At 66.6% G+C, this 11528-nt stretch carries 12 protein-coding genes; 7 read left to right on the plus strand and 5 right to left on the minus strand.

What is annotated here, in order from left to right:
• Positions 1-7 precede the first annotated feature (7 nt).
• From VDP74_RS12100 to VDP74_RS12110, 3 genes are read left to right on the plus strand one after another with little or no spacing between them, the layout of a single operon-like run.
• A complete protein-coding gene (locus tag VDP74_RS12100) occupies positions 8-787 on the plus strand; it encodes a sugar phosphate isomerase/epimerase family protein (protein ID WP_322999888.1) in 780 nt (259 codons plus the stop codon).
• Positions 780-1724, plus strand: coding sequence for a sugar kinase (locus tag VDP74_RS12105; RefSeq protein ID WP_322999889.1), 945 nt, complete (start codon positions 780-782; stop codon positions 1722-1724). Before VDP74_RS12100 ends, VDP74_RS12105 begins: the two co-directional genes overlap by 8 nt.
• Entirely contained in the window at positions 1721-2695 is a 975-nt protein-coding gene (locus VDP74_RS12110) for a D-glycerate dehydrogenase (RefSeq protein ID WP_322999890.1), read from the plus strand. The genes VDP74_RS12105 and VDP74_RS12110 overlap by 4 nt, the downstream gene beginning before the upstream one ends.
• A 45-nt stretch (positions 2696-2740) precedes the next feature.
• On the opposite strand, the gene VDP74_RS12115 is transcribed toward VDP74_RS12110, so the two are convergent.
• The gene (locus VDP74_RS12115; protein WP_322999891.1) at positions 2741-3364 is read right to left on the minus strand and encodes a bifunctional 4-hydroxy-2-oxoglutarate aldolase/2-dehydro-3-deoxy-phosphogluconate aldolase; all 624 of its coding nucleotides are present in this window, start codon (positions 3362-3364) and stop codon (positions 2741-2743) included.
• Between the two features lie 189 nt (positions 3365-3553).
• Here VDP74_RS12115 and VDP74_RS12120 point away from each other — a divergent pair, with 189 nt between their 5' ends.
• Both VDP74_RS12120 and ispF read left to right on the plus strand, forming a co-directional pair.
• Complete coding sequence (locus tag VDP74_RS12120) at positions 3554-4261, plus strand: 2-C-methyl-D-erythritol 4-phosphate cytidylyltransferase (RefSeq protein ID WP_322999892.1); 708 nt, start codon at positions 3554-3556, stop codon at positions 4259-4261.
• Positions 4262-4320: 59 nt separating this feature from the next.
• On the plus strand, positions 4321-4821 hold the full coding sequence (gene ispF, locus VDP74_RS12125; protein WP_322999893.1) for a 2-C-methyl-D-erythritol 2,4-cyclodiphosphate synthase: 501 nt from the start codon (positions 4321-4323) through the stop codon (positions 4819-4821).
• Positions 4822-4901: 80 nt separating this feature from the next.
• Here ispF and VDP74_RS12130 read toward each other — a convergent pair whose 3' ends face one another.
• The 3 genes from VDP74_RS12130 to ompR are packed head-to-tail and all read right to left on the minus strand — an operon-like array spanning position 4902 to position 7668.
• Positions 4902-5450: a peroxiredoxin gene (locus VDP74_RS12130; protein WP_322999894.1), complete on the minus strand. Its 549-nt coding sequence runs from the start codon at positions 5448-5450 to the stop codon at positions 4902-4904.
• Positions 5451-5496: 46 nt separating this feature from the next.
• Positions 5497-6888 (minus strand): ATP-binding protein, encoded by a 1392-nt coding sequence (locus VDP74_RS12135; RefSeq protein WP_322999903.1) that lies wholly within the window; start codon positions 6886-6888, stop codon positions 5497-5499.
• A gap of 45 nt (positions 6889-6933) precedes the next feature.
• On the minus strand, positions 6934-7668 hold the full coding sequence (ompR, locus tag VDP74_RS12140; RefSeq protein ID WP_298013833.1) for a two-component system response regulator OmpR: 735 nt from the start codon (positions 7666-7668) through the stop codon (positions 6934-6936).
• A gap of 134 nt (positions 7669-7802) precedes the next feature.
• Here ompR and tsaB point away from each other — a divergent pair, with 134 nt between their 5' ends.
• Together tsaB and VDP74_RS12150 are read left to right on the plus strand one after the other, a co-directional pair.
• On the plus strand, positions 7803-9044 hold the full coding sequence (gene tsaB / locus VDP74_RS12145; protein WP_322999895.1) for a tRNA (adenosine(37)-N6)-threonylcarbamoyltransferase complex dimerization subunit type 1 TsaB: 1242 nt from the start codon (positions 7803-7805) through the stop codon (positions 9042-9044).
• Positions 9041-9937, plus strand: coding sequence for a uracil-DNA glycosylase (locus VDP74_RS12150; RefSeq protein ID WP_322999896.1), 897 nt, complete (start codon positions 9041-9043; stop codon positions 9935-9937). Before tsaB ends, VDP74_RS12150 begins: the two co-directional genes overlap by 4 nt.
• Here the strand turns inward: VDP74_RS12150 and lplT are convergent.
• Entirely contained in the window at positions 9934-11238 is a 1305-nt protein-coding gene (gene lplT / locus VDP74_RS12155) for a lysophospholipid transporter LplT (protein ID WP_322999897.1), read from the minus strand. The two genes, VDP74_RS12150 and lplT, sit on opposite strands and share 4 nt — an antisense overlap.
• Between the last annotated feature and the right edge of the window lie 290 nt (positions 11239-11528).

Genomic DNA, 11528 nt, shown 5'->3' on the forward strand with positions numbered 1-11528 from the left:
GGCGGACATGATTTCTGCGGGAAGCGTGCTCGTTTCCCTGACGGCCTATGGCGCCGATGAAGTGCGCCGCCACGGCCAGATCGGCTTTGCGCGCCTGGCGCATGCGGCGGGCGCGGACGGCATCGAGATCCGCAGCGAACTGCTGTGTGGCGATGCGGCCGAACTCGATGCGCTGGCGGATCTGGTGGCGGAATCGGCGATGGCCTGCGTGTATTCCAGCGCTCGGGGCATGTGGGATGCCGGGGGCCGGTTCGATGACGTCGCCGTCCGGGACGGCCTGGCGTGTGCCCGGCGGTTGGGCGCGGCAGTTCTGAAGATGTCCATCGGCGGCCGTCGTTCCGGCGATGCGGCGGGTATGACTGCCTTGCGCAGCATGCTGGCGGACAGCCCCGTGACCTTGTTGGTGGAAAACGACCAGACGGCATCGGCGGGCAGCGTGCCGGCCCTGGAATCCTTTTTTCGTGCGGCCGATGCGGCAGGCGCTTCGCTGGGCATGACCTTCGATGTCGGAAACTGGCATTGGGTCGGCGAGAGCCCGCTGCAGGCTGCGCAAGTCTTTGCGTCGCGGGTCCGCTACATACATTGCAAAGGGGTGCTGCGGCGCCCGGACCGCTGGGTTGCCGTTCCCCTGCAGACGTCTGCCGCGCCGTGGCGTTCGGTCTTGCGGGCGCTGCCGGTCACTGCATTCCGGGCGATCGAGTATCCCCTGGTGGGCGCCGATCTGGAACAGGTCACCCGGCAGGCCCTGAACGCGTTGCGTCAACTGGAGCAAGTCACTGATGAATGATGCCTTGGATGTCATCACCCTGGGTGAGGCGATGATGATGCTGGTGGCGGGTACGCCCGGACCGCTGGAACAGGTGGACGTCTTCCACAAACGGACGGCGGGCGCGGAAACCAATGTCGCCATCGGACTGGCCCGGCTGGGGCTGAAGGTGGGCTGGGGCAGCCGCCTGGGGCAGGATTCGATGGGCCGGTATCTGCTGGCCAGCATCCGGGGCGAAGGTGTGGATTGCTCTCACGTCGATCTGGTTGCCGGTGAGCGCACGGGCATGCTGTTCAAGGGCCGGGTCGAGGATGGCAGCGATCCCCTGGTCGAATATCATCGGGCGGGTTCCGCCGCCAGCCGCATGGCGCCGGCCGACGTGGATCGGGACTGGCTGCTGAAGGCTCGTCACCTGCATTCCACGGGCGTGTTTGCGGCCGTGTCCGCCGACAGCTTCCAGGTGTCGTTGCAGACCATGCGCCTGATGCGCGAGGCTGGCAGGACCGTGTCCTTTGACCCGAACCTGCGCCCCACGCTGTGGGCGTCCGAGGACGCCATGCGCGCAGGCATCAATCAATTGGCTGCCCTGGCCGATTGGGTCCTGCCCGGTATCGAGGAAGGGCGTCTGCTGACGGGAGAGCGACAGCCCGAGGCGATTGCACGCTTCTATCTGGATCGCGGCGCGCGGCTGGTGGTGATCAAGCTGGGACCCGATGGCGCGTATTACGACGATGGCGCCAAACAGGGGCACGTCCCGGCCAGCCCGGTCGAACAGGTGGTCGACACGGTGGGCGCGGGCGACGGTTTTGCCGTCGGCGTGATCAGCGCCCTGTTGGAAGGCCTGGATCTGCGCAGCGCAGTGATCCGGGGCGCCTGGATCGGCGCGCGCGCCGTGCAGGTCCGGGGCGACACCGAAGGCCTGCCGACGCGGGCGATCCTGCAGCAGGCCCGTCTATGAGCCGCCAGCGCGTTCTCGTCTACCGCGACCTGCCTCAGCCTCAGCTGGACAGGATTCTGCAGGAACACGAGGTCATCCAGGCCGACCCCCGGCGCGAGGACCAGCGGGCGGCTTTCTTCAATGCCTTGCCGCAGGTCGATGGCATGATCGGGTCCAGCGTCCGCCTGGATGCGGCCATGCTGGATCGGGCGCCAAGGCTGCGCGTGGTATCCAGCATTTCTGTGGGGGTGGATGCCTATCCGCTGGCAGCGCTGCGGGACCGGGGTATTGTCCTGTGTCATACCCCCGACGTGCTGACGGAATCGGTGGCCGATCTGCTGTTCACCCTGGTGCTGGCAACCAGCCGCCGCGTCTTTGAATTGGCGACCATGGTCCGCGAAGGCCGCTGGCAGCGCAACGTGGGCGCCGATCAGTACGGCTGGGACGTGCATGGCAAGACCCTGGGCATCGTTGGCTATGGCCGGATTGGCCAGGCGCTTGCCCGCCGGGCGGCCCTGGGCTTTGGCATGCAGGTGCTCTATCACAGCCGCCGCCTGGTCGACAGCGGCCTGCCGGCTGGCAAGGCCAGGGCCGTGGTCCTGGATGAATTGTTGGCAACCGCCGATTTCGTGGTGCTGGTGCTGCCCTTGACGGACCAGACGCGGGGTCTGATCGGGCCCCAGGCCTTCGCCCGCATGAAGCCTGGCGCCATTCTGATCAATGGCGCGCGCGGGCCGATCGTCCAGGAACGCGCCCTGCTGGATGCCCTGGACAGCGGCCGCCTGCGCGCGGCCGGACTGGACGTATTCGATGTGGAACCCTTGCCGGCGGACTCGCCCTTGAAGGACCACCCCCGCATCCTGGCCTTGCCTCATATCGGGTCGGCTACCCATGAGACGCGCGGGGCCATGGCGGACATGGCCGTCAGCAATCTGCTGCAGGTGCTGCGGGGCGAGGCGCCGCTGGCGGCCTATCCCCTGCCGGCGGCGTAGCGCCCCGACCGGTGTCGGCCCGGCCTGGCGCTGGCCCCGGTTCGTTCAGACCGCCAGGGAGCAGGCCTGGCGGGCCAGCTGAGTGATGACATCCCAGTCGCGGTTCACCACGGCTTGCGCCGGCGTCAGCCACGACCCGCCGACGCAACCGACGTTGGGCAGGGCCAGGTAGCTGGCGGCATTGCCGGCGTGAATGCCCCCTGTGGGGCAGAACATCAGATCCGGCAGGGGGCCATGCCAGGCCTTGAGCAGCGCCGCGCCGCCGACGGCCTCGGCGGGAAACAGTTTCTGGACGTTGAAGCCCCAGTCGGCGGCCTGCATGGCTTCCGATGCCGTGGCGACGCCGGGCAAGAAGGGAATGCCGGCCGATTGGGCAGCCTGCGCCAGCGCGGGCGTCAGGCCGGGGCTGACGCCGAAGCAGGCCCCGGCCTGCAGGGCGGCCTGCAGTTGGTCGGGGGTGCGAACCGTGCCCACGCCGACCAAAGCGCCCGGCACCTGATCCCGAATGACGCGAATGGCGTCCAGGGCGGCGGGCGAGCGCAGCGTGATTTCCAGGGATCGGATGCCGCCGGCTACCAGCGCCCGGGCCAGGTCCACAGCGGATTCCGTGTCCTGAATGACGATGACCGGCATGACCGGGCTATGAGCAAGCAGTTCCAGGGCGTTCATATGGACTGGCGAAGAAAAAGGTGTGGGTCGATCGAGTCTGATGTAGCTATTCTACATATTCAATGAATTATATGGTGAATCTACAAATTTTAATTATTTAACTACTTATCGTGGTGCCGGGAAGGCCTTGGATGGATTCCTGCCGGTCCGGGACTGTGATGCCGGCGGGCTCGGCTAAAATCCGCCTCTATGAAACCCCACCTGATAGCCCTTGTGCCCGCTGCCGGAATCGGCGCCCGGGCCGGCCGTGCCGACGGCGTGCCCAAGCAGTACCGCCTGCTGCGGGGGGAACCCATGCTGCGCCACGCCGTGCGCGCCCTGCTGGCCGATGCGCGCATTGCCCAGGTGCGGGTTGCCGTGGTGGCGGACGATCCTTGGGTCGAGCAGGCCCTGGATGGCCTGCCGCGCACGGTCTGGCGCCCTTGCGGCGGCCCCACGCGGGCGGCCACCGTCCGCGCGGCGCTGCAGGATGCCGCCCTGGCGCCGGACGCCTGGGTGCTGGTGCACGATGCGGCTCGCCCCGGCCTGCCGGCGCCGGCGTTGGCGCGTCTGATCGATGCCTGTTTGCAGCAGGATCGGGGTGGCTTGCTGGCCCTGCCGGTGGCCGATACGGTCAAGCAGGCCGCGCCCGTGCCACCGGATGTCGTCGCTCGGACCTTGTCGCGCGACGGCCTGTGGCTGGCGCAGACTCCGCAGATGTTCCGCGCGGGGGAATTGGGTGCTGCCCTGGCGGCGTGCGTGGCCGACGCCCGGGTCACCGATGAGGCCTCGGCGGTGGAATTGTCGGGCGGGCCGCCGCCCTTGCTGGTGCCGGGCAGCCGCCGCAACGACAAGCTCACCTGGCCGGAAGATTTCGAATGGTTCGAATCGTGGCTGCGCGGGCGGCCGGACGCCTGATGCCGGCATGCCGCCCGGCCCCGGCTAAAATCGGCGCTTGAACATCAGCAGAGACGACAATGACGCAACGCTTTCCCTTTCGCGTGGGGCAGGGCCACGATCTGCATGTGCTGGTTCCAGGCCGCCCCCTGATCATCGGTGGGGTGACGATTCCCTACGACCGGGGCCTGGACGGCCATTCCGACGCCGACGTGCTGCTGCATGCCGTGACGGATGCCGTGCTGGGCGCTGCCGGCCTGGGGGACATCGGGCGTCATTTCTCGGATCGAGACCCGCGCTGGGCGGGCACCGACAGCCGGCTGTTCCTGCGCGAGGCCGCCCGCCTGGCTCGCGAGGCCGGATGGGAAGCCGTCAATGTGGATGCCACCGTGCATGCCCAGGCGCCGAAGATCGGCCCTCATGCAGCTGCGATGGCCGCCTGCATCGCCCAGGATCTGGGGATCGATGCAGCGGCTGTCAACATCAAGGCCAAGACCAACGAGGGCTTGGGATATCTGGGGCGTGGCGAAGGCATTGCCGCCAGCGCCGCCGTGCTGCTGGCCGCCTATCCGCAGGCCTGATCGGGCCGCAGACCCTGCGGCCCATGCCCAGGCGCCAGACGGCGGGACCCGGGCCGGCATGCCGGCAGGCGCTGGTCGCGCTACAGCGTACCGCCGCCGATGGCGCGGTTGCAGGCGCACAGCCCGTCGGTCAGCAGACCGTCCAGGATGCGCAGGGTTTCTTCGGGGCTGCGGCCGACCTTGAAGTTGTTCACCGAGACATGCTGGATGAGATTGTCCGGATCGACGATGAAGGTCGCCCGCAGGGCGACGCCTTCGGATTTTTCACGAATGCCCAGCTGGTCGATCAGGGCGCCGTTGGTGTCACCGAACTGATAGTGGTTCAGTTTGCTGAGCTCCGGATTTTCGCGCCGCCAGGCGAGCTTGACGTATTCGTTGTCGGTCGATCCGCCCATCAGCACGGCATCGCGTTCTTCGAAGGCATCGGCCAGCGCGTTGAAGCCGATGATTTCGGTGGGGCAGACCTGGGTGAAGTCTTTCGGGTAGAAGTAGATCACCTTCCATTTTCCGGGGAAGGATGATTCGGTGATGTCTTCGAAGGCTGAAACGCCGTTTTCCTCGTGCTGATTGAATCCGGGTTTGACGCCGGTGACGCGGAAGGCCTCGAGCTTGTCGCCTATGGTTTTCATCGGGGCTCCTGAGTTGAAGGACGGCCAATCGGGCCGCTTTGCCATTCTACGCCATGGCCTTGTCGGCCGGCCGCGCCTTGGCCTTGGGGATTTCGATACGCGCCAGCAGGCCTTGCGTAGGCTGCGAGATGAGTTCGAATTTTCCGCCCACCTGGCCCAGCAGCCGTTCCACGATGGACAGGCCCAGGCCGGCGCCGCTGACGCCGGTGCGCGCCGATTCTCCCCGGGCGAAGGGGCGCAGCAGGCGCTGGACATCGGCGTGTGGAATGCCCACGCCGCGGTCCTGCACCTCGATGCGCAGCGCGTTGCCGCTCTGGTAGGCCCGCAGAACGATGTGGGCGCGGTCGTCGCTGATGCTGCGGCCGTAGCGCCGGGCGTTCTCGATCAGGTTGCTGACGATGCGCTTCAGATCGTTGGCGCTGATCCGTGCCTGCAGGCCAGGCTCGATGCTGGCCTGCAGATCGCCGCCCAGGGATTCGGTATGGCTGCGTTCGCGTTCCAGCAGGTCTTTCAGCACGCGCGAGACGTCGATGCCGGTCTCGGGCACCATGCCTGCCGGGCGGGCGTATTCCATCAACTGGCCGATGCTGTGATTGATCTGCGCCAGGTCGTCGTCGATCGCCTGGCGCGCCTCGTCGCTCATGTGGCTCATTTCGATTTCCAGGCGGATACGGGCCAGGGGCGTGCGCAGGTCGTGCGAGATCCCTGCCAGCATGATTTCCCGGTCGGCCTCGTTCTGTCTCAGGTCTCGCGCCATGCGATTGAAGGCGATGTTCATGTCGCGGATTTCGATCGGGCCCTTTTCAGGCAGAGGGGTGGGGGTTTCCCCTCGCGCCAGCTGTTGCGCGACTTTCGCCAGTTGCGCCAGAGGATGGTTGATGAAGCGCACGCTGACGGCGGCCCCCAGCAGCGCCAGCATCAGGGATGCAGCCACCCAGCCCAGCCATTCGCGGCCTGTGGTCAGCCGCAGCTGGTCGCGGTCGAACACCAGCCAGTAAAGCCTGTCGTCGATCTGGAAGCTGATCCAGATGCCGGGCACCTGGTTGACGGCCCACATCATGGCGGTCTGCGATCCCAGGCGGTTGCGGATCTCGGTCGAGACGTTGTCCCAGTAGGCCGTATGCGGCAGGGGCTCCAGGACGTCCGTGGATTCGCGGGGCTGGACCCGCAGGCTTTCCTGGGTGGCCAGGTCCAGCAGCAGGGCCGGACGGACCTGGGTCGGCGCGTAGACCAGGGCCGAACGCGTGATGCTGACCGTGGTGGCGATGCGCTGCGCCAGCTGCATGGCGCGGGGGCCTTCTTCGATGTTGAAGACGATCTGCAGCCACGCGCCCAGGCTGACCAGCATCAGGAATGCGATCAGCAGGAAGGAACGGGTGAATAACCCCAGGCGCAACCGGGGCAGGATGGCGCGCCGGAGCTGTTTGACGAGCATCATGACCGGGAAGGCCTGCGAGAACGAGTCTCGCAGGCCGGGCAAGGGTTACTGTCCGCCGTCGGGGACGAAGACATAGCCCAGCCCCCAGACCGTCTGGATGAATACGGGCTTGGAGGGGTTGGGTTCGATGAGTTTTCGCAGGCGTGAGATCTGGACGTCCAGACTGCGGTCGAAGGCCTCGTATTCGCGGCCCCGGGCCAGTTCCATCAGCTTGTCGCGCGAGAGCGGGACCTTGGGGTGGCGGGCAAAGACCTTCAGCACCGAGAATTCACCGGTCGTGATCGGGACGGATTCGCCGCTTTTCATCAGGGTGCGGGTGGACAGGTTCAGCACGTACGGCCCGAATTCGACGGATTCGTTTTCCTGGCTGGGTGCTCCTGGGTGTTCTTCGGTGCCCCGGCGGCGCAGGATCGCGTTGACGCGGGCCAGCAGTTCGCGGGGGTTGAAGGGTTTGGTCAGGTAGTCGTCCGCGCCCATTTCCAGCCCCACGATGCGGTCGATTTCCTCGGCCTTCGCGGTCAGCATGATGATGGGCGTGTTGTCGTGGTTGCCCCGCAGGCGGCGGCAGATCGACAGGCCATCTTCACCAGGCAGCATCAAATCAAGCACCAGCAGGTCGAAGTGTTCTCGTTGCCAGAGCTTGGCCATTTCTTTTGCGTCTTCGGCCACGTAGACGTTGAATCCCTGTTCGGACAGATAACGCCGCAACAGGTCGCGCAAGCGCGGATCGTCGTCTACGATCAGGATCTTGCGTGTGAGGGTCTGGTTATGTGTGTTCATGAGGAAAATGTAACAGGGTCGGGAAAACGGCACCAGCGCTTATCACAACAAATTACACAATAAGCGTTTGGTCGTGTCGAGTCCGGTGCGGCCGGATCCGGGTTTGGTCGCTCCTCCATTAAAATAACGGCGCCATGGACGATTTTCACATTCTAGCGTTTGAGACATCAAGTACTCTTTGCAGCGTCGCCTTGCTGTCGCATGCGGCCGGCCGCGTGCGCCTGCGCACCGCGCAACACGAAGGACGCCAGGAACACGCCGAGCGCATCCTGCCGCTGGCCCAGCAGCTGCTCGACGAGGCCGGCCTGAGCCGCGCCGACGTGTCGGCGGTGGCCTTTGGCCAGGGGCCGGGGGGATTCACCGGCTTGCGGGTGGCGTGCGGGGTGGCGCAGGGGCTGGCAGTCGCCCTGGGTGTTCCGGTACTGCCCGTGGATACGCTGTGCGCGCTGGCCTTCCAGCAGGCCGGAACGGATGCCTCCGGCGTCCACCTGGTGCTGCAGGATGCGCGCATGAATGAAATCTATGCGGCTGCCTATCAATGCATCGACGACGAATGGACCGTCCTGCAGGCGCCGGCCCTGATTGCCCGATCCGATGTCACGGCCTGGGTCGCCAGCGAATCGGCGGCCTGGGCCATGCGGGCCGGGGGCGGCTGGGCAGCGCATGGGGATGCTCTGGACGTCTTCCCCGGCCTGGCCGATGAATTGCGGGCTCTGGGCGCCGAAGTCGCGGCAGCCAGCGACGATCGGGTCTGCGCCCACGCCGCGACGGTCGCCCGCCTGGGCGCTCGCGCCTGGCAGCGCGGAGAATCCCTGGATGCAGCGCTGGCGGCGCCGGCGTACGTGCGCGACAAGGTCGCCTACACCACGGTCGAACGGGCCCAGGGGCTGGGCGGCAATCCCCAGGCCGACGCGGCGCACTGGTCGGTGCACAACATGAGCATGAGCGATCTGGACGAGGTCGCCGCCATCGAACGACAAGTCCAGTCCTTTCCCTGGACGCGGCAGAATTTCGCCGATGGCTTGGCGGCCGGATATCACGGCTGGATCGTGCGCCGCCTGGGGGCTCTGCTGGGCTTCGCTCTGGTCATGAATGCCCCGGACATGGCGCATCTGCTGGTCATCGGGGTCCGCCCGGACAGCCAGCGGCGGGGCGTGGGGGCCGAACTGCTGCGGTATTGCACGGCACACTGCCACCAGGCCGGCCTGCCGGCGCTGACCCTGGAGGTGCGCCCCAGCAACATGCAGGCGATCACCTTCTACCAGCAGCATGGCTTTCGGAAACTGGGGCTGCGGCGCGGCTATTATCCGGCTGCCCATGGCGCCCGCGAGGACGCCTGGATCATGACCCTGACCTTTCAGGAAACCCCGGCATGAAACCCCAGTTGCGTCCCGCGCAGGCTGCCTGGCTGGCAGAAATCGGGCTGGACATGCATTGGCTGGATGTGCGGCCGATCACGGCCGAGACACTTGCGCTTGATGCGCAGACACCGCAGCCCGCTCCGGCGGCGGTGGCCGGGCAGATGGCCAAGCCCGCCCACGATGCGTCGACGGAACGCCTGCCTGCGCAGGCTCCCGTCACTCGCGCCCCGATGCCGCGTCCATCGAGCCGGGCGTCCGATCCCGCCGCTCCGATCGCTGCGTCCGAGGCCATCCCGTCGCTCGCGGACGCCGATCTGCCGACCCTGGCCCGGATCGTCGGCGCTTGTCGGCAATGCCCTCGGCACGAGCAGCGGCTGCGGGCCGTGCCCGGGGCCGGTCAGGCCGATCGACCCTATTACCTGATCGTGGCGGAACAGCCGGGTATCGACGACGAGGTTGCCGGTCAGCCCTTCCAGGGCGATTCCGGTCGCCTGCTGACCGCCATGCTGGCTGCCGTTCGTCTGCCGCATGCGGAGGCCCGCTACGGCACGTATGTGATGAAATGCCGGGCGCCGGGCGGGCATGAGCCCAGCCAGGCCGAGATCGCTGCCTGTGTGCCGCACCTGCATCGTGAAATCGCCCTGCTGCAGCCGCGCTGGATCCTGGCCTTGGGGCGTGTGGCTACCCAGGCCGTGCTGGGCGATGCTGCAGATCTGGACGCCCTGCGCGGCGCCCCGCATCGCTATCGGCAGGAAGACGGTCGCGAAATCCCGGTCTGGGTCACGCACCAGCCGGCGTCCTTGCTGGTGCGCTCGGCGCTGAAGGCCGAGGCCTGGCGAGATCTGGTGGGCCTGGCGCAGGCAGTGCGCGCGGCCGAGCCGGACAGCGCAGCCGCAGAACCGGCCTAATGCAGGGCGGTTCCGTGGCCGGTCTGCCCGATCTGGTGTTCCAGTTCGGGGTTGGCCCGGTGGTTCAGGCGGTTCCATTGGATGAACACGACCATCAGACAGGCGACCAGCACGCCAAAGAGCGCGATGATGGCATTGATGGGCAGGCCCATCCACAGCATCAGGCTGTAGACGGCCAGCATCAGCAGGATGTTCAGCTGCTCGTTGAAATTCTGTACGGCGATCGAATGCCCGGCCGACAGCAACACATGGCCGCGATGCTGCAGCAGGGCGTTCATGGGCACCACGAAAAACCCTGACAAACCGCCGATCAGCAGCAGCAGGCAGTAGACGGTGAAGGGCTGATAGACCAGCGGCATCAACAGCACGACCAGGCCCATCACGACGCCGACGGGCAGCACCGACAGGGCGCGGCGCAGCGGCACGCGGCCGGCCAGCATGGCGCCGATGACGGTGCCAAAGGCCGCCACCCCCATCAGCACGGATGCCTGGTCCAGACGGTAGCCCAGGTGCTGGGCGCCCCATTCGATGACGATGAACTGCAGGGTGGCGCCCGCCCCCCAGAACAGGGTCGTGACTGCCAGGGAAATCTGCCCCAGTTTGTCGGACCACAGGATGCGCACGTAGGCGGTGAAATTGCGGATCAGCGCCGCCGGACGGGTCTGCTGGCGAGGGTAGAAGGCGTGGGTGTCCGGAATCAGCAGGTTGCAGATGGCGGCGGCCACGTATACCAGGCCGATCATCAGGATCGCGCACTGCGCCGTGTTGTCGGCCAGGCTGTCCACCCAGTCAAAGGACATCAGCCAGGCCGATACCGCCGGGCTGATCAGCACGCCGCCCAGCACGGTGCCGATGATCACGGACAGCACCGTCAGGCCCTCGATCCAGCTATTGCCCTTGACCAGCAGTTCGGGTGCCAGCATTTCGGTGACGATGCCGTATTTTGCCGGGGAATAGGCGGCCGCGCCGACGCCGACAATGGTGTAGGCGACGAAGATCAGCACCAGTTGGTGTTCGTGGGTGAATCCGAAGGCCCCATAGCTGAACATCAGCAGGCAGCCACAGGTCTTGAGCGCGTTGGTGGCGAACATGACCCGGCCCTTGGGGAAGGAGTCGGCAAAGGCGCCGACGAAGGCGGCCAGCACCACGTAGGCCAGGGCGAACCACCACTTCATCATGGGGGCCATCCAGTCCGGGCCGCTGAGGTCGGCGATCAGCCCGATCGCGGCGATGAGCAGGGCGTTGTCCGCGACGGACGAGAGCGCCTGCGCGGCCATGACCATGTAAAAGCCCTTGTTCAATCGCGGACCCCGAAGTGAGTGGTGGCAGGTCGGCACCGGGGTGCGCGACTGTAAAATGGAGTTGCAGTATAGCGGGTTACTGGGCCAGGACGGGGCGGCCCCGCCAAGGGGCTCATTCTGGTGCGTTATCATACGCTGTTGCGATTCACCCCCGAATTTTGCCCACCAGACTTCCGTGCGCCTCACGCAGATCAAACTTGCCGGATTCAAGTCCTTTGTGGATCCGACCGTGATCCCCACGCCCAGTGAACTGGTCGGCGTGGTGGGTCCCAACGGCTGTGGCAAGTCCA

The organism is Castellaniella sp. (assembly GCF_034674885.1).
Taxonomy (GTDB): Bacteria; Pseudomonadota; Gammaproteobacteria; order Burkholderiales; family Burkholderiaceae_B; genus Castellaniella.

Bases quoted from the DNA above. Each gene is read 5' to 3' on its own strand.
- VDP74_RS12100 (WP_322999888.1), top strand. From the start codon at position 8: ATGATTTCTGCGGGAAGCGTGCTCGTTTCCCTGACGGCCTATGGCGCC.
- VDP74_RS12130 (WP_322999894.1), bottom strand. From the start codon at position 5,450: ATGAAAACCATAGGCGACAAGCTCGAGGCCTTCCGCGTCACCGGCGTC.
- VDP74_RS12150 (WP_322999896.1), top strand. From the start codon at position 9,041: ATGAAACCCCAGTTGCGTCCCGCGCAGGCTGCCTGGCTGGCAGAAATC.
- tsaB (WP_322999895.1), top strand. From the start codon at position 7,803: ATGGACGATTTTCACATTCTAGCGTTTGAGACATCAAGTACTCTTTGC.
- VDP74_RS12120 (WP_322999892.1), top strand. From the start codon at position 3,554: ATGAAACCCCACCTGATAGCCCTTGTGCCCGCTGCCGGAATCGGCGCC.
- ompR (WP_298013833.1), bottom strand. From the start codon at position 7,668: ATGAACACACATAACCAGACCCTCACACGCAAGATCCTGATCGTAGAC.
- VDP74_RS12115 (WP_322999891.1), bottom strand. From the start codon at position 3,364: ATGAACGCCCTGGAACTGCTTGCTCATAGCCCGGTCATGCCGGTCATC.
- VDP74_RS12105 (WP_322999889.1), top strand. From the start codon at position 780: ATGAATGATGCCTTGGATGTCATCACCCTGGGTGAGGCGATGATGATG.
- VDP74_RS12135 (WP_322999903.1), bottom strand. From the start codon at position 6,888: ATGATGCTCGTCAAACAGCTCCGGCGCGCCATCCTGCCCCGGTTGCGC.
- VDP74_RS12110 (WP_322999890.1), top strand. From the start codon at position 1,721: ATGAGCCGCCAGCGCGTTCTCGTCTACCGCGACCTGCCTCAGCCTCAG.
- ispF (WP_322999893.1), top strand. From the start codon at position 4,321: ATGACGCAACGCTTTCCCTTTCGCGTGGGGCAGGGCCACGATCTGCAT.